Source organism: Undibacterium sp. JH2W, assembly GCF_049340425.1.
Taxonomy (GTDB): domain Bacteria; phylum Pseudomonadota; class Gammaproteobacteria; order Burkholderiales; family Burkholderiaceae_D; genus Undibacterium.
In genome coordinates, this window is sequence record NZ_JBMPOT010000036.1 from 1 (window position 1) to 17,767 (window position 17,767).

Sequence of the window (17,767 nt, forward strand, 5' to 3'; positions counted from 1 at the left end):
AGAGTTCTAATCGAGTCTGTCAGCTAAAACTGCAGATGCGCAGCGTTGTCCCTCCACCCCGACGCTTTCTAGTTTCCCAGAAATCGTCACTTATAACCATACAAGCGCAGCGTAATCGTACGCATGCTGCGCAGGAAATAATGACAGACCCCAGGAATATTTCATGATGACCACGCACTATCTCAGCAGACGCGTGGTTTATACTTGATTGACTAACGTGAAGCGGCTATGCTTTTCAAGCAGAATAGAGAGCAACAGCTAACATGCGTACGATTACGCTGCGCTAATCGTACCTACGCGGGCTGCCTATTGCATAGCCAAGGAGTCTTACCTACGATTGCGCATCTGATCGCAAGCAGTCGATATCTGGATTCAAGTAGCAAGGGATTTGCAGGTGTTCGCTGCAACTTGTCCCTCGAATATGCTGGCTGAGTTCCTCCCCCGTAGGTACGATTAGCGCAGCGTAATCGTACGCATGCTGGGCCTGAAATAATGACAGACCCCAGGAATATTTCATGATGACCACGCACTATCTCAACAGACGCGTGGTTTATACTTGATTGACTAACGTGAAGCGGCTATGCTTTTCAAGCAGAATAGAGAGCAACAGCTAACATGCGTACGATTACGCTGCGCTAATCGTACCTACGCGGGCTTAGGCGATGTATTTGCAGCAGCAAGCCATCAATGCCGGGGGATTTTTTCGGCAAAGGCGCAGCGCTTGTTTAGTGAAGATACACTGCAAGCACAAACCCTGTCATCTCCAGATGCTGTGTTTACAATTCAGGCCAATGAAACAGGTGTCAGCGTACAAAAACGTGGCGCGCAAGCATCGATCTTGGATGTCATTCCAAATCCAGCATTGATGGAAGTTCTTTGGAGCGGAGATTCCAGGTATTTTGCTATCACGGTCAGCGATGGCGGGCTCACCGGAACTTGGGCGACAAGTTTGTACAGCATCAGTGGCGATGGCTCAACAGCTTTGTTCGATCTGCAAAATAGTATAGAGCAAGCCACCAAGATTTTTCTTCGCTGTGGCAATGGGGAAGCTGAAATTGCCAATGTTGGCGCCCTCGCTTGGCTAAACAAAGAACTCCTGGTTATTGCCGAAGTGCCGCCTCACTCATCGTGTAAAAATATGGGGCAGATTCTGGGGTTTAAGGTGTCATTAATATCTCAAAGAATTACTGAAGTACTTTCAGAAAAAAAACTCAGGGCCAAATGGAAAAAAGACTTAGGATGTCGTTTTCAATGATGTCTGAGAAAAATCGGCGTGTCGTCTATTTGTGCCTGGCAATACGCGCATGCCCCGTAGGTACGATTAGCGCAGCGTAATCGTACGCATGCAAGGCCTTGCATAAGCACAGGCCTCAATAACATCTCGTGAGGCGCTTAGCTATCTCAACTGGCGCTTTGCTTATACTTGATTGACAACTGGCAAGCCGCCAAGCTTTTCAAGCAGGATAGAGAGTGGGGGTTATCATGCGTACGATTACGCTGCGCTAATCGTACCTACGCGGGCTGGCGCTATCTGCGCTCTGAAGTCAAAGAGCCAGCCTATGCGGATCGACAAACAGCCAGTGCGATCGACAAATATGCATGGCAGCTTTCGAGCTGGCTTAAAACCGAAGCCAGCAAAAATCGTAAGCAGCGACGAAGCTTAAAGCAGCTTCATCTCGATCTGAAAGCACTGGGATTTGAGGGGTCGTATGACCGGGTGGTCGCCTTCGCCAGGAAGTGGAAGGTGGATCAAACTGACAGGGGCAATTCAGCTAGCAAACGAACACAAGCGTAGCGTTAGCCTGTCCTCTCGCAGGTAGCGATTGATCGTATCATAGCTTATTTCCGTTGGCGCATGGTCGGCGTAGTTGGTAATTGTGTAGTTGATTTGACTTACCAGCAAGTATTGGCAGTAATCTAGTCGGCTCGGGCGTTTCGTTGTCATACCCTCTAATTTACAGACTTTAAAGCCGCTTTGGGTTCACATCATTTTTGAAATAGCTCACTTTTTTTGCGTAAGTCTTAATCATGAAAGGACACCTGCAGGCGTCCAATTCAAATTTTTATGATAGCTTGTAAGGGGCCTTCAATAGAAAGCGCTTGTTTGTGGGCATTTGATCTTGCTGGCGGGCTTGACTTCAGTCAGTTGCAGTTTGCTATCCAGCATCCAGCCACTGACACGCTTGCGGGTGAGAATATTCCCTTTTCCATAGCTGTCCATACTGATTACAAAGGCCATGGCAGATTTGCCATAACTGCATTCAGTTTCAAATTTCACGCCTTCTTTGGCTGTGACAACCGGCAAAGGAAGTGCGTACTGTTTCAAAGGCGGTTTTGCCATCTCTGCAGCACTAGCCTTTTCATAGTCGTTAATGGTATCGACAATAACTGCGGCATTTGAATAATGATCAAGTCCTGGTCCTGTTGGGTTGTCACTGGAGCGTTGTGCCAATACCTGCACAAAGTGGCCAGTGATGAATTCGGCCGTAACGTTGCCCCATTTATCTTTCCATTCCTTGCGCGACAGTGACATCGTGCTGGTGGGCGTTGTGGCCGCACCAGCGGGCTCAGCAGCCGCGGCGGGCATCGTGCTTGCGAGAGAAGCTGGCGCAGTTGCTTTGGGCGCTGGTGTAGTAACTAATGCTGATTTGACAGGAGTCGCAGCAACTTCCTCGCCCTGGAACGCATATTTACCATCGAAGGGGACATCGCCCCAGGAACTGGCGCAAGCTTCCACATGCATTTGCATGCCACCAGCTGCGCGCTTTAAGGTCATTGTGCAACGTCCCTCACTAAAGTTCCATCCGCCAGGCGCATCGGATAATTTACCTTCCCCGGCCCCGCTGCGCAAATTGCCAGGCTTGCCTTTTTCAGAAACTTCCAGTGTGAATTTGCCATCAGGTTTTACCGTCAACAAACGCTCAAAACCTTTATCGCTGGCATCATAAATACCGGCCTTAGGATAAGGATTATAGTCCGCCGCCAGCACAGGTGCGGCCAGACAGGACAATGCCAGACTCGCTGACAAAAAACGAACAGCGCCAGAGGTAGTTGATTTTTTCATGTAAGCAAATGAAGTTGATAGGGTGGATGAACAAAGCTGCATATCCACATGCCCCAGGCATGGCGACAGAGCGCAATTGCTGCATTAAGCCGGATGATGGTGCATTACCGTAAAAACCATGTCAACCAATTAATTGTGTGTTTTATATTAATGCGCAACAAAGTGTAAGTAGACTTGTACGGGCTGCTTGACTTTGATGTTTGCTCTGTCGCGCTACAACGCAATATCTCATCACATATGCGATGGACGAGTCCGCAGTGAGTGACGATGAGCGTAAAAAAATGGGGGACCGCAATCAGGGTGAGATACAGGCTCATTACCGTATGTAATAATATTTTGATCTGTCAGGGCCAGTAGGTACGATTAGATTCTATGGTTCCCGTCAAGTTTTTATCGAGATGAGATCAGAGTTAAAATCAACGCAGCGTAATCGTACGCATGCAAGGCCTTGCATAAGCACAGGCCTCAATAACATCTCGTGAGGCGCACTTAGTTATCTCAACTGGCGCTTCGCTTATACTTGATTGACAACTGGCAAGCCGCCAAGTTTTTCAAGCAGGGTAGAGAGTGGCGCTTATCATGCGTACGATTACGCTGCGCTAATCGTACCTACGCGGGCTGGCGCATTTGCGTGATGCCGGTGTGAGTAATATGCGGGGATAAAAAAACGACTCCTGCTTTTAGGCGCGGCGTCGTTTTTTTGGGAGGGCAGTAACTACTCAGAAAAATCCTGGCTTAAAGCTTGCTCTGGCCCTCCCTGCTTTCCCTGTCAGCAATCGCAAGTGCGTGTTCAGGATGCAAAGATGCGGAAATATCCAGTATTCCAATGTGTCCACTGGCTAGTATTGCCGTTCCACGTACCGTGCAAAGGAGTGCCACTGTAAATGGAGAGGTTGATGGTGTTTCGATTGGCCCAGATGGAGACGGGATTGCCTGAGTTATTAGGGTCCCATGACCAGAGGACAGGGTAGACTGTTTCCTGATCGGGGGAAAACATGATGCGGACGCTGGTTGGTGCGTTTCCCAGATTGTGAGTGACAACGAGATTGCTGGAGGTGGTATTGGTAGCAGCAATCCATCCTGAATCATAGCCTGAGCTAGACGCAAATTCGGTTGGTGTGGACGATACTTTTGATTCTGAGACATTGACTTTGTGATCCATGATACGCCTTTGAAAGTAAGTAGTTTGAATGCAACAAAATTCGACCCTTTATATCTTTAGTTAGCACTGAGAACTTTTAACAGAGATCGTATTGCCATAACGATGGGCTCCCGCAGGGGTGTCGTTATGCCAGCAAACATCTGCACAAAAGGTAGCAGCCAGCAAATATTCACCATTCGCATACCTGGCAGAACACCTGGCCCCAAAATGCTTGTTTATGTGCTTTTTAGGGAAGTCTTGCTATTGATGCAATTTGCAATAGCAATATTACATGCAAAAAATATACTTTTCAATAATAATTTGACATGTAGTGTGGATATTTATTGATTGCCAACTCCCTGGGGCGAGAATAGCTTGCACGAGGTACGACAGTGCTACAGCAAAAATCCCCCTTGCTTATTTAAGCTAGGGCCCATAGGTACGATTAGCGCAGCAGCGTAATCGTACGCATGCAAGGCCTTGCACAAGCACAGGCCTCAATAACATCTTGTGAGGCGCACTTAGCTATTTCAACTGGCACCTGGTTGATACTTGATTGCCTACCGTGAAGCAGCCATGCTTTTTAAACAGGATAGAGAGTGAGGCTTATCATGCGTACGATTACGCTGAGCTAATCGTACCTACGCGGGCTGACACGGCCCAGGTAAGCATGTTATTCTTTCGTCCATCGTCTCATCACCGGGTGTAAGGCGCATGTATCAGTTGGGGTAGATACTTGGTGTGACAGTCTGAAATACTTCGGCAAAAATCTCAAAAAATCGACCGTGCAGCGGAGACTACACAATGACATTCCAGCTCAAAAAATCCCATGCGTCTTATCTGGCGATACTCTTGTCGCTGCCTTGCCTGACTTTCTCGGCCGATACTGGCAAACTAAAACCTGCCGTAAATACGCCGGATGCAACGATATGCAGCGTCAGTGCCTTGGAGCGCACCCTGCCTTTTCCTGTGGGCGAAAAAGCCCTGTATTTTTTGAACATCAGAGAGGGTGACAAGCTGCACGCGCCTTTTCGCGTGGCATTCTCTGTATCCGGCATGGGCGTGGCCCCTGTGGCCGCGGGTGAGATCGAAGGCACGGGTCATCACCATATCCTGATCGACCTGGATTTGCCGCAAGACATCAAGAAACCCATCCCCTTTGACAAGGCCGATGAATACCAGCGCCAGCACTACAAGCACTTTGGCAAGGGTGAAACCGAGACCGTGCTCAACCTGCCACCCGGCAAACACAAGCTGCGCCTGATGTTCGCCAATCACCAGCACGTGCCGTATTACATCGCCAGCAAAGAAATCAATATCGAGGTTTTGCCTAGCCAGTAGGGTGCGTTATAACGCACCGCCTTGCGCATCACGCCACGCATTTTCTCCCTACATGGTGCGTTATAACGCACCCTTCAAAATTGCCATGCTTTTCAAGCAGGATAGAAAGTGGCAGTTACCATGCGTACGATTACGCTGCGCTAATCGTACCTACACAAGCTACACGGCCTCCTGTATTTCTCTGTGTCTCTTTGGTGGGTTTTCAGGTCTTATGCTTTTCTTCTGCGGGTGATGTGCCTCTCAAAAATACCGACAGCCAGTAGGGTGCGTTATAACGCACCGCCTTGCGCATCACGCCACGCATTTTCTCCCTGCATGGTGCGTTACAACGCACCCTACAAAACTGCCATGCTTTTCAAAAAGAATAGAAAGTGATGGTTACCATGCGTACGATTACGCTGCGCTAATCGTACCTACACAGGCTACACAAGCTACACAGCCTCCTGTATTTCTCTGTGTCTCTGTGCTGAGTTTTCAGGGCTTAAGCTTTTCGTCTCGATATAACGCACCTGCAGATTGTCTGCGGCCACGGCACTTGCTCACCGCAATTTTGTAATTTCCCCTAAGCAATTTCAGGCTGGCACGGGTTGTCGCACGATACCTTTGGTCCAGTCTGGATGTACCTTTTGATTTATTTGCAACTATTTTGGATTCGTTTCCAATTTCAAAGTAACATACTGTAACGTCATGTAGCGTACTTATTCAAGACTTGGACAGCGAGGCTACATAGACGACGTCACCTTCAGGGTGAGGACTTTCCTGCAGGCCTGGGAAAGCAGCGATCAATTCAATGGAGTCAACATGAATAAGCAATATCCTATGCTAGGCGCAGCCGCGCTAGCCACCCTGGCTGCGCTGATGTTAAGTGCTTGTGGTGGCGGTAGTACAGAAAAAGGGCGCAGCTCTGCTGCGAATAGCGGCGCAGCCCTGGCTGGCCCGCCACCGGGCAAGGCCCTGAGCCTCGGGCCTATGCAATTTGCGCAAACCCATGTGTTGCCCGAAGCGGGCCTGCAATGGAAAAACAAAAATGGCGAGGAGATGGGCAGCCTGCATCTGACTGGCCAGCGTGACACCCTGGTGATGGTGGATTTGAAGAGTACAGCGCCACAAAACCCGGTGCTGGAAGCCTGGCTGAATAATCAAAAGCTGGGACAAATCAGCCTGCTCACGCCAGACAAATTGTCACCTACAGAAGACGGTGGCAGCACGTTTGCCAGCAATCTCTACAGCGCAGTCTTGCCCGCCAATATGGTCTTGCCTGGTGTGGCTTTGCGCGTGGTGGCTGACAATTTCTCGCCCAGTGATTTCAAGAAGCCAGAAGTGGGGGCCGATACGGATCTGGATATGTGGATAGTACCCATGTATTTGTTTGGTGCGAATGATGCCAATACCTTCCCCTATGCAGTGACTGGCAATCCGGACAAGGCGACTTATCAGGAGTTATATGCCAAGTGGCCAGTGTCACGCCTGAATGTGAAGAATCATCCTGTGGCGCGGCTGGACTGGCCGTATATCATCATCGCCCCGAATGGCACTGACGCTGCCTATCGCGTCGATAACAAGGACCAGCAAAAAGAGGGTTATGCCATCATGAACTCGGCCTTGCTGGTGCTGGAAGCCTTGCAAGTCGCCAATGGTGAAACCAGCACCCATAACCAGATGTATGCACCACTGCTGATGCTGGGAGCCGATGGCCAGTTTGCCGAAACCGGCGGTGGCTATGGCGGCGCTACCCATGCCACGGGCGACCACCTCTTTAGCGATACTTTCATCCATGAAGTCGGCCATGGTTTTGGCATGGCACACGCGGGGGAAGCCTATGCCGCAGGTGCCTACCCTTATGTCGCGGGCAGCTTGCTGGGCTCGGCCTGGGGTTATGACAGCGTGCGCAAAAAATTCCTTGGCACGCTGGTGCCACGCACAGCGCAAAATTATGCCGATGCTTGCCTCAATGAGCCTGAGCGCATCAAGGATAGCCTCGGTCGTTGCGTCAAACAAGATCCCATGCAGGGTGGCGATGGTGACCAGTCCAGTGGCGACCATTTCAGCATGTTTTCTGATTTTCATGCGGGCCTGATACAGCAATTTTTTGAGGGCAAGACTACGCTAGATAGCAAGGGCAAACACCAGTACCAGGGCGGCAGAATCTTTGTCGACAGCAAGTTCGCCAGCGGTTACAGCCGTTGGGACAGCATAGACAAAAAACGGGTGGGCTATACGCCGCTTACCGATCTGGATGCCGATGCCAATGGCTTTGACAATGGTTTTCCTTCTGTGAGAAACGTAGCGGTACGCACCATCATCTGGACCCATAGTCTGGCAAGCACGGCCAATGTAGCGCAGATCTATCCGCTGGCTGCTGCCTACCAGGGCAATCTGCGTCGCTATGTCGACCCCACCAATGCCAGCCAGGTGGCAGAAATCCATCCCGACAGCGGCAAATATTTCTCGTATTGCCATCAGACCGGCTGCGACTTTACGCTGCGCATCAGCTATCAGGATGGCAGTGTCCAGCACATCATGTTGCAACAAGGCAGGCGTCCGCCTGGCGATCCGCGCGGCGCTAGCCCGGCCAGTTATCTGGACCCAAAAAATGGCGACAGCTTCAAGATGTCTGGTATCAACATCAGTGCTGCAAAAACCGTACGCAAGATAGAACTGCTGGATACCCCCATGGCCTGGAATGGCATAGGCAAGAACCCCAGGGTCTTGACCAGCAGGAGCCTATAAACGCAGGCCATAAAAAAACGGCAATGGCGAAAATTTTTGCGCCATTGCCCCACAGAACTGGTATTGGAGCGACCCTGCATTTGCAGCCAGGATGATGATTTACATGCTTTCTGCAGGCCAGGCAGAAACGATATTCAACTGGTATTAACTCAATATTGGCTTGTATCAACAATCTTCAAACGTATTACCAGAACAAGAGAATGCATAACTTTTTTACATGCATTTTTTATCACTCTGTGTGCTATAGTTTGTTAATGTAACGTCAAGTAATGACAACACATGCCAAGTGCCGCTATCTGCCAACTTGTTGCATAAGCGCACTCGCGCCGATTTTTGCCGGGCAGCTGAACTTGCCCAGCTGAAAACCAGACGGGCTGCAAGCCAACAGGCAAGCCCATTTTGACGATGTACCTTACACAGCCGCAGCCTGTGCACTGATGTGCATTCGCTAGCCGCCTTGCCAGACCCCATGGCGTCTGCCACACCCTCCCTGTCGCTTGCCTGCGTTCACCACGCCGGTAGTTGGCAAGCTGCGTGCGCGTCATGGTTAGCGCAATGGCTGGCAAGAAGTGAGCAGCAAGCGCAGGCGAGGCAGTTGTAATCACAAGAAAGAAGAAACAATGAAAAAGCAAACCATCAAAAAGCAAGCCATCATGCTGGCCCTTTCCTTCATGGCCACCTATGTCATCGGCGCACCTGCCACTGCCTATGCAGCAGAAATTCGCGGCCTTGCAGGCAAGTGTCTGGATGTCGAACAAAACAAAACCCATGATGGTGCCAGGGTGCAAATCTGGGAATGCAATGGCACACCAGCGCAGCAATGGAATTACAACCAGCGCACAGGTGAAGTGCGCGGCTCTGCTGGCAAATGCCTGGACGTGGACAATGGCAATAGTGCCGACGGCACGCGCATACAAATTTTCCAGTGCAATGGCACCAACGCCCAGCGCTGGTCATATGCCAAAGGTGAGTTGCGTGGCATCGCTGGCAAATGCCTGGATGTGGATAACGGCAATACCGACGATGGCACCCGCGTGCAATTGTGGGAATGCAATGCCACCAATGCCCAGAGCTGGGTCTTGTTACGCTGAAGTGAGCAGGCGCTGAGTTGCACTGGCATGCGCCAGGTATCAAGCAGCGCCTGCTTTTTGTGCATCGCTGTTTGGCGCACAAAAAAGTCATACACATCATCAAAAAAAGTAAGAGATCAAGATGAAGAAAATCCACGATGCAGTTATAAAATTCAGCATATTCCTCCTATTGGCCACGGGGCTGGCACTGGGCCTGAATGCCTGCGGCGGTAGTGCGGGCAATAGCAATGGAAATAGCAATGGCAAGGCAGCCCAGCCTGCCCCCTCAACAGCAGAGCAGGGCATTGCCATTAGCGCACAAAGAATGAGTGAACTGGTGCGCGAGTTGGCCAGCGCAAAATATGAAGGCCGCTTGCCTGGCACCACCGGCGACCAGCTGGCCGAAAACTATCTCGTCAACGAGTTCAGGGCCATAGGCTTGCAGCCCGCCTTTGGTGACAGCTATTTACAGCGCTTCAACACCACTATCGTCGAGCCCGATGGCGAGAGCCACGGCAACCCCGAAAACCCGCTGTTTGGCGAACGTATGGCCAGCAGCAATATCATCGGCATATTGCCGGGTACTGACCCGGTCTTGTCCAGAGAAGTCATCATCATCAGCGGCCACCGCGACCATCTGGGCCGCACGCCGGATGGCATCCATTATCCCGGTGCCAATGATGACTTATCTGGCCTGGCAGCGACCATGGAACTGGCCCGCGCCTTTGCCCAGCTCAAGGCCCGCAACATCGCCAACAAGCGTACCCTGATGTTCATTGCCTACGGCGCAGAAGAGCAGCATGAAATGGGTTCCATGTACCACGTGGCTCACCCTGTGCCTGGTGCGCCAAACAAAAATATCGTGCTTATGATCAGCATAGACATGATAGGCCTGGGCTTTGACAAGTGGAACAATTTCTCACAAGCCCGGCGCGATGAGTATGCCAACACCTGGTATCAGGAAGTCTATAACGACAGCGATGATGACAGTGACGAGTATTCACACGAATACCCGCCGGAAAAGAAAAATACTTTTTCCTATGACGCTGGCCCCTTTGGAAAAATCGGCATCAACAACCGCGTGTTTGGCACGATACAGAATATTCCCACCTATCACAAAACCACGGATACCTGGGAAAGCGTGCACTTCGACCCCGCCGCCATCGCCACCAAAACCATCTTCGATTTCCTGTGGAAAGTCGACCAGGACCCGCGCGTACATGTCAAATCCTGATCTGACAGCCATACACATTTTCAAGCACACCTGAAACAAAGAAAGCCCTATCACCATGCGTACTAACAAGACATCTTCACTTCCACTTGATGAGCAGACAGCGCACAGCCTGCTGGCACGCTATCGCCACGGCATGCACGCTGCCCTGGCCGCCAGCATGCTGGCCTTGCTGGCTGGCTGCGGCGGTTCATCCAGCGATACCAAGAATGCAGCGTCCAGGCCAGAACCGGTACAGCCCGCCAAACCCAGCAAACCAGCCAGCATCAATGTCAGTAACTTCAAGGACAATGACACCATCCGTTATTCCTTGCCGATACTGGCAGGCACTGTCGGCAGCGAAGTCAAGAGCATCAACATCACCACCGCAGAAAAAGTTTATGTGGCCGAGGTAGTCGAAGGTAATTTCAAGGCCGTCATTCCCCTGCATGTGGGGGCCAACGATATCAGCTTTAGCGCTGGTGGTCAGAGCGGCAATATCCGCATCAATTATGTCGCCGCTGATAATCCCAAAAAAGTCAGGATGATGTATGCCATCGCCGCCGATGACGATGGCCGCTTTGTCGCCGAAGCTGGCATGCCCAATAGCATGGAAGAAGCCAAGACCCGCATTGCCCTGCAAGCGCTGCTGATGCAATCCGCCACTGCCGAAATGCTCTACAAAGGAGCCAGCCAGCGCCTCACCTATGCCCTGGTGGAAGACGGCTATGGCAAACCCATCATCAGCACCTTGCGCCTGCCACTGACGCGCGCGCAACTGCATGCAAAAGACGATAATGAAATCTACCAGGCCATTGCCAATGCCCTGCAAGCCGAACCAGCTTCCAGCAATTTCAAGAACATGGTCACCATGGGATTTTCCAGCTACCAGAATGGTAAATTTCTAGGCCATGCCGCGCTGGGTGGTGGCAACCTCGGCATCTTTGGTTCCTTGCATCTGTATGCCTGCCCGGGTAGCCTCGATCAATTGTCAGCCAGCTTTAGCAATACCAAAAAAATCGACACACTCGTCTTGCCTGACGACAGCGGCAACCGCGAAAGCTACTGGGCACAATGCGCCACCGGCATGGGTGCCAGCCTGCATGAGCTGGGCCACACCTTTGACCTGGAACATACACCCACAGGCATCATGTCGCGCGGTTTCGATAACTTCAACCGCCTGTTCATGCTGCGCGAACCCGGCTATGCCCCGGTGCTGAGTACACAAAACGAAGGCGGCGCCGTCTGGGACCCGATCAGCATCCCCACTCTGCTACATAGCGAATGGTTCAAACGATAAATGTTTTTTTGAGGTTTGCCAGGTATGATACAAAGCACGCCCATGCACTTGTGCTGGCAAACCCCTCTATCTATCATTTTTTACAAGCGAGATCACGATGCGCAGCCTGCATGCCTGGCTCTACCTGTCGATCATCATGTGTCTGACCGCCTGTGTCAGTCTCTCGAACGACATCAGGCTCAGCATCTATTCTTATAATAAAGACAGTAGCAGCATACAAATAGATGTAGCCCCCATAGGTTTTCATAGCAATATCCACGGCGGCAAATATCAGGGCCACTACATCACCGTGCCCAGGCACCAGTCCTTGATACCAGCCAGACAAATCAAGATAGTGTCGGATACTCTACGCTTGCCCTTAGCAGACAACAGCAGCATCAGCATCATGGGTGGCGGCCCCTGCGACATTCACTTCGCCCTCTTCACCACGGATGGAAAACCCCTGCTCTTCTCAGAACTCAGCATCAACGGCAGCCATCACCTGGACGCTGCACATTGCGTGCGATAAGCAAAGAACTGCAGCCAACTGACAGCTGCCCAAGGTCCGATATAAGGCAGTATTTACCGATGCTGAAAAAATCATTCGCGTAGCAGCAATGCACAATCCTTCGCCAAAAAAAAAAACGACACCATGCAGCAAGCAGGTGTCGTTTTTTTATGTTGCTACGCGCGTAACGCATGAACACCGCAAACGGTTGACAAGCCAAACGCCGTTTAGAGCAACAACACTAAGCCCCATGTTCTGTGGTTTTTTGCGTCAACGCAATGTCTCCGGGCGGCGTTTTTGGCTTACGTAGCATGACTACGAAACGCAAAACGAAATACAAAACTTAGCAAGCAACCCAAACAAACGAATAGGAAAAATATCATGAACAAACTGATCGCCGCCATCATCGCTTCCACAGTTGTTATGGGTAGCGCATTTGCACAGACACCCGCCAGTGCTTCAGCAACTACCGCAGCTAAACCTGCTTCGGCAGCAGTAGCAGCCAGTGTTACCAAGCCTGCTCCAGCAGCCAAGGCAGTAGCCGCTCCTGCCTCTGCCAGCACAGCAACACCAGCCGCTTCCACACCAGAAGCCAAGCCAGCCAAACATGAAAAACATGTCAAGCATGGCAAAAAAGAAGCGAAAGTAGCAGGTGCCTCTGCCGCAGCCAGCGCCGCATCGAAATAAACGCAGTCTACAAAACAATGACCAGCGGCAGCAGGTGCTGCCGCTTAAAAAATAAAACGCTCACAGCCCAGGATAAATATCATGAACAAACTGATCACCGCTCTCATCGCTTCCACTATTATGTTGGGTAGCGCATTTGCACAGACACCAGCGAGCGCGACTGCAAGTACCCCAGCTAAACCTGCAAGCGCAATGGCAGCCGCCAGCGTAGCAAAACCTGCACCAGCAGCCAAAGCAGTAGCAGCTTCTGCCACAGCATCGACGCCAGCAGCAATAGAAGCCAAGCCTGAAACAGGCAAAGCGACCAAGCCCACTAAACATTCCAAAGCTGAAAAGCACGCGAAAAAAGACATGAAAGCGGACGATGCCAAGGCAGCACCAGCAGCATCAAAATAAACCGCTAAGCCCGCGCCCTTGTGATGAGGGGCGCACCTGAAAAGATCGACGCTCTATTCATCTGGATAGAGCGTCGATTTTTTTGTGTCTGTTGACAGGGGGGCTTTACAAGGTAAAGTACTTTACTAAAATCAAGACCAAGAATCTCACCACAGCTTGTAGGGTGCGTTGTAACGCACCGGGTTTTAAAATTTTCATGCAAATCATGAGCATAAATGGTACGCATGACACACTGCACATTTAATGCACACTATGTCTATGTGTGTATCACATGCGTACGATTACGCTGCGCTAATCGTACCTACGCGCTCAAATCAAGACCAAGAATCTCACCACAGAGACACAACCCGTAGGGTGCGTTGTAACGCATCGGTTTTCACGATCAACATGACACAATAAACATGTCATGCTGGCGAACGAATATCGTTTTTTTTGATTCGCTCATATAAAATCCATCAAATAATTTTGACGCCAAGGCGGTGCGTTATAACGCACCCTACTTTTCTGTAGGGTGCGCCGTGCGCACCAGTTTTTACCGCGATTCAAATCCGCAATGCACGGCAATACCAAGCCGCATGTCCATTTTGCATCTTGCGTATAATGTGCAGCCCAGGCTTATTCAAGGAATACGGCAATGAGAGCAACTCTTGGTACACCACATCAGCAAGACCCTTATCTGGATTATCCACAAGACGAGCAGGCTGCAGCGCTGCAGGCAAACCCGGCATTGCTGGCGCACTGGCTCAAGGGCTGGGCGCTGGCACGCGGCACTCCCTTGCCTGTCGCCGAACATGGTGGCTGGCGTGTCGATGTGGGTTTGCCTGAACAAAAAGCACGTTATGTCTTCCCTGGCATGCTACCTGACATTGCAGAACTGGCCCACACCATCAGCGAACCCTGGGTTTTCTTGAAAGCCTGCGGGTCGCCCGCCGCACTCCGGGCTATCTTGCCTGCGCACTGGATCATACAGCGCCCCGGTTACCTGATGACACTGGCTGGCCGCATGTCTGAAGCTGCAGCTTTGCCAGCAGGCTATGTACTTGATATCAAGCTCGCGCAGCCGATGTCTACGGTACAGGTATTGGCAGCCGATGGCGAAGTAGCAGCAACAGGCCGCATTGTCCTGGTGGATGGCTTGGCCATCTATGACAACATTGCCACCCAGGCCGCCCACCAGCGACGTGGCCTGGGGCGCGTGGTGATGACACAACTGGAAGCCATCGCCTTAGAACATGGCATAAAAGGGGGCGTGCTGGTGGCCACACCCGATGGGCGCGCCCTGTATGCCAGCCTGGGCTGGGAATTGCATGCGCTCTATAGCACCGCCGTCATCCCGCCAGTTGCATAGAGTGTAGTACTGTACACTATGATCAAGACCAAAAAGCTCACCACAGGGACACAGAGCCAAAGAGAGCCTTGGATTCATTCCAAATTGCACTGGCTTTTGTTGACAGCCCTGCGCCGAGAAAACTAGAAGATTTTCTGCATGAAGTCGATGTCGAATTGATCCACATGGCGCAGCTTGAAAAATGATGTTGACCAGTAGGGTGCATAATAACGCACCGCCCGTGCACATATAGATGAACAAGCAGATTGCCCGGCCTCGCAGGTACAATCCGCATTGATATGTTTGCAGTAAGCGATTTGTTGCATAATGCTCTCCTGTTCTAGCCGATTATTGCAACACGCTATTAGAGACTACTATGCGCAAACAAATCCGAAATGAGCTTATTTCTATCTCTCCCTTCGATACCATGGAACGTGAGGATATTTCTCGCTGCCTTGCATGGATAGACTCAGGGCTGGAATTGTGCCGCGTAGCAAAGCCAGCCACGCCGCCTATGCATCTTGTGTCCTATTTTGTCGTTGTGGATGATGATCATGTCCTGCTGGTCGATCATAAAAATGCACAGTTGTGGCTTCCGCCAGGCGGACATGTTGAACAAGGCGAACACCCGCGTGTTACAGTGGAACGTGAATTGGAAGAGGAACTCGGCTTTGTGGCATCACATCCGATACAGGCACCGTTATTCATGACCATAACAACGACCGTTGGACTGACTGCGGGACATACGGATGTTTCGCTGTGGTACGTAGTGCGTGCGAGCCGCCACCAAAGCATTCAATTTGATGAGGGCGAGTTTAGGGATGCACGTTGGTTTCAGTTCGACGAAGTACCACTTGAGCGCACAGACCCGCATATGAAGCGCTTTCTCGCCAAATTGACAAATATCGAGCATACCTATGCGCTGGCTTTGGGTAGTACATACCAAGGCAGCCCGCTAGCGACGATTTGTAAGTAGGGCGAGTTATAACGCACCGTGCTGACGACGAAAAATTTAAGACCTGAAAACTCACCACATAGGAGGAAAGCAGCACTTGCAAGAGCTGCCCGTTTCGCAGGCGCGCGGCATGCCGCCCTGCGCGGGCCGCACGAAACCCCTGCTATACCACAGAGTCACAGAGAAACGCATGAGGCTGGAGAGATGTTTCTACATGCCTTTATAGGTCAGCATGCGAATATTGCTACTCTGTGTTATTCGATGGTGTAGCTGGGAATTCGCATCCCTCAAAATCGGTGCGTTGTAACGCACCCTACAAATACGGTGTTTTACCCTTTCGCCAGATATGCAAAGCCATCTTGCCCGACATTAAAAAATACTTGCAATTCTGCCTACTTTAATTTGTAATCAGATAAAATCTGCGATTTCATCAGCGACAGCTGCCGGGTAATTGATCTGGCAGGTTTCCATTTCAAACTATTTGCCAAGGAAGAGTATGCGTCTGCGTCGTGCATTGCCCCTGATCGTGAGTCTGGCTGTTGCTGGTCCGGCCTTTGCCCAAACCGGTGTGTCTGCTGCAAGCGCTGCGCTTGCACCGGCTGTCGAAGCGCAATTGAAGTCCAGGTTGCAGGAAATCTTTAAGACCGCTTGCAGCAAGGATGAATTTTCTGGCGCCTACCTGGTTGCCAGGGGAGGGCAGATCATCAGTGAAGCGGCCTGTGGCGAGGCCAGCAAGCGCTATCATGTGGCGAACACCCTGGAGACCAGGTTCAATGTTGCTTCTATCGGTAAAATGTTTACGGCGGTTGCCATAGGCCAGCTGGCAGAAGCGGGGCGCTTGTCGTATGGGGATACAGTAGACAAGTATCTGGATGCAAGCTGGGTGCCACCTGAAGTGGCGCAGAAAATCACGATAGGCCAATTGCTGTCGCACACCTCTGGCCTCGGTAATATTTTTACTGACAAGTTTTTCAACAGCCCTTATATGCAGTTAACCGCACTGAGAAGTCTGGATGGCTACAAGGCTTTCACCCGTGAAGCCAGGCTGGAGTTTGCACCGGGCAGCAATTATTTGTACAGCAATTTAGGCATGCTTTTGCTGGGGGGCGTCATAGAAAAAGCCTCAGGGCAAAAGTACGATGACTATTTACGCCAGCATGTGTTCCAGGTTGCGGGTATGAGCAGCACTGACAATTATGTCAGGGATGAGAGTTTGGAGAATCTTGCCACGGGCTATATGGGGGCGGCCGCGAGCACGAAGGAAAACACTTTCTTCATGCCCTTGCGTGGCGAAGGGTATGGTGCAGGTTATTCCAGCGTCCATGATTTGCTGGGATTTTCGCAGGCACTGGAAGCCGGTAAATTATTGAAGCCAGAGACACGTCAATTATTTTGGCAAGACCAGACAGCTGGCCGTGCCGACAAAGGCAGCTATGGTTATGGCTTTGAATTGAGCAAAGGCGTCTTAGGCAAAGTTGTTGGCCACAGCGGGCAAATGCCCGGCGTTTACGGCAAGCTTGATATGTATCTCGATGCGGGTTATACCGTGGTCGTGCTGTCCAATTATGAACCTGGATATTTACCTTTGGCCGGGCGTATTGCTACCGTGCTGGAGAGTTTTCCGGGGAAAACTGGGCAGTAGCTGGTGTAGCCTAGCGTAGGTACGATTAGCGCAGCGTAATCGTACGCATGCGGACGATGGTAATGACTGCTGCCTCGCAAAATCGCGTTAACATCCTGGGGGTTTTTCATCTCCTTGCCCATGGCTGGCGATATGTCATGTCTGCGATCTGTACGATTACGCTGCGCTAATCGTACCTACGGGATGTTACGGAATGCACGTTGGATGACATGATCGTCATTCAATGACGGTGCGTTGTAACGCACCCTACCGGGGTGGCCGCTATCAAGACACGGCATTTTCCGCAACTTGCGTAGGTACGATTAGATTCTATGGTTCCCGTCAAGTTTTTATCGAGATGAGATCAGAATTAAAATCAACGCCGTTCTTGAACAGGCTAAAAGCAACTCGCAATATTTTACGTGCGATGATCATGAT

Annotated in this window: 16 protein-coding genes and 1 pseudogene; 13 read left to right on the plus strand and 4 right to left on the minus strand. The window is 51.0% G+C overall.

The genetic code is table 11. The annotated features are described in order from the left end of the window. The first annotated feature begins 580 nt into the window (after positions 1-580). Both ACO0LC_RS28400 and ACO0LC_RS28405 read left to right on the plus strand, forming a co-directional pair. Positions 581-1,255 carry a hypothetical protein gene (locus ACO0LC_RS28400; protein WP_423009487.1) on the plus strand — a complete coding sequence of 225 codons (675 nt, stop codon included), beginning with the start codon at positions 581-583 and terminating at the stop codon, positions 1,253-1,255. A gap of 168 nt (positions 1,256-1,423) precedes the next feature. Next, entirely contained in the window at positions 1,424-1,795 is a 372-nt protein-coding gene (locus ACO0LC_RS28405) for a hypothetical protein (protein ID WP_423009517.1), read from the plus strand. Here the strand turns inward: ACO0LC_RS28405 and ACO0LC_RS28410 are convergent. From ACO0LC_RS28410 to ACO0LC_RS28420, 3 genes and pseudogenes are all read right to left on the minus strand, one after another. After that, a pseudogene (locus tag ACO0LC_RS28410) lies at positions 1,787-1,945 on the minus strand (IS701 family transposase); the annotation flags it as partial. The gene ACO0LC_RS28405 and the pseudogene ACO0LC_RS28410 overlap by 9 nt on opposite strands. Before the next feature lie 141 nt (positions 1,946-2,086). After that, positions 2,087-3,064 (minus strand): hypothetical protein, encoded by a 978-nt coding sequence (locus ACO0LC_RS28415; RefSeq protein WP_423009489.1) that lies wholly within the window; start codon positions 3,062-3,064, stop codon positions 2,087-2,089. A 790-nt stretch (positions 3,065-3,854) separates the two neighbouring features. Beyond that, complete coding sequence (locus ACO0LC_RS28420; protein ID WP_423009491.1) at positions 3,855-4,226, minus strand: hypothetical protein; 372 nt, start codon at positions 4,224-4,226, stop codon at positions 3,855-3,857. Between the two features lie 783 nt (positions 4,227-5,009). Here ACO0LC_RS28420 and ACO0LC_RS28425 point away from each other — a divergent pair. The 9 genes from ACO0LC_RS28425 to ACO0LC_RS28465 all read left to right on the plus strand — a co-directional run bounded on the left by ACO0LC_RS28425 (position 5,010) and on the right by ACO0LC_RS28465 (position 14,774). Further along, on the plus strand, positions 5,010-5,546 hold the full coding sequence (locus tag ACO0LC_RS28425) for a DUF4399 domain-containing protein (protein ID WP_423009493.1): 537 nt from the start codon (positions 5,010-5,012) through the stop codon (positions 5,544-5,546). Positions 5,547-6,347: 801 nt separating this feature from the next. Beyond that, positions 6,348-8,276 carry a M66 family metalloprotease gene (locus ACO0LC_RS28430; protein ID WP_423009495.1) on the plus strand — a complete coding sequence of 643 codons (1,929 nt, stop codon included), beginning with the start codon at positions 6,348-6,350 and terminating at the stop codon, positions 8,274-8,276. Between the two features lie 620 nt (positions 8,277-8,896). Continuing rightward, entirely contained in the window at positions 8,897-9,367 is a 471-nt protein-coding gene (locus ACO0LC_RS28435; RefSeq protein ID WP_423009497.1) for a ricin-type beta-trefoil lectin domain protein, read from the plus strand. A gap of 121 nt (positions 9,368-9,488) precedes the next feature. Then, positions 9,489-10,580: a M28 family metallopeptidase gene (locus tag ACO0LC_RS28440; RefSeq protein WP_423009499.1), complete on the plus strand. Its 1,092-nt coding sequence runs from the start codon at positions 9,489-9,491 to the stop codon at positions 10,578-10,580. A gap of 55 nt (positions 10,581-10,635) precedes the next feature. After that, positions 10,636-11,856, plus strand: coding sequence for a hypothetical protein (locus ACO0LC_RS28445; protein WP_423009501.1), 1,221 nt, complete (start codon positions 10,636-10,638; stop codon positions 11,854-11,856). Positions 11,857-11,953: 97 nt separating this feature from the next. Further along, positions 11,954-12,364, plus strand: a complete 411-nt coding sequence (locus tag ACO0LC_RS28450) for a hypothetical protein (RefSeq protein WP_423009503.1) — start codon at positions 11,954-11,956, stop codon at positions 12,362-12,364. A 360-nt stretch (positions 12,365-12,724) separates the two neighbouring features. After that, complete coding sequence (locus tag ACO0LC_RS28455) at positions 12,725-13,030, plus strand: hypothetical protein (RefSeq protein WP_423009505.1); 306 nt, start codon at positions 12,725-12,727, stop codon at positions 13,028-13,030. A gap of 81 nt (positions 13,031-13,111) precedes the next feature. After that, positions 13,112-13,426 (plus strand): hypothetical protein, encoded by a 315-nt coding sequence (locus tag ACO0LC_RS28460; RefSeq protein WP_423009507.1) that lies wholly within the window; start codon positions 13,112-13,114, stop codon positions 13,424-13,426. Positions 13,427-14,060: 634 nt separating this feature from the next. Beyond that, positions 14,061-14,774 carry a GNAT family N-acetyltransferase gene (locus tag ACO0LC_RS28465; RefSeq protein WP_423009509.1) on the plus strand — a complete coding sequence of 238 codons (714 nt, stop codon included), beginning with the start codon at positions 14,061-14,063 and terminating at the stop codon, positions 14,772-14,774. A gap of 122 nt (positions 14,775-14,896) precedes the next feature. On the opposite strand, the gene ACO0LC_RS28470 is transcribed toward ACO0LC_RS28465, so the two are convergent. Next, positions 14,897-15,079: a hypothetical protein gene (locus ACO0LC_RS28470; RefSeq protein WP_423009511.1), complete on the minus strand. Its 183-nt coding sequence runs from the start codon at positions 15,077-15,079 to the stop codon at positions 14,897-14,899. 50 nt (positions 15,080-15,129) lie between these two features. Between ACO0LC_RS28470 and ACO0LC_RS28475 the strand changes: the two genes are divergently transcribed. Both ACO0LC_RS28475 and ACO0LC_RS28480 read left to right on the plus strand, forming a co-directional pair. Beyond that, positions 15,130-15,729, plus strand: coding sequence for an NUDIX hydrolase (locus tag ACO0LC_RS28475; protein ID WP_423009513.1), 600 nt, complete (start codon positions 15,130-15,132; stop codon positions 15,727-15,729). 475 nt (positions 15,730-16,204) lie between these two features. Then, a complete protein-coding gene (locus tag ACO0LC_RS28480; protein WP_423009515.1) occupies positions 16,205-17,350 on the plus strand; it encodes a serine hydrolase domain-containing protein in 1,146 nt (381 codons plus the stop codon). The last annotated feature ends 417 nt before the right edge of the window (positions 17,351-17,767 follow it).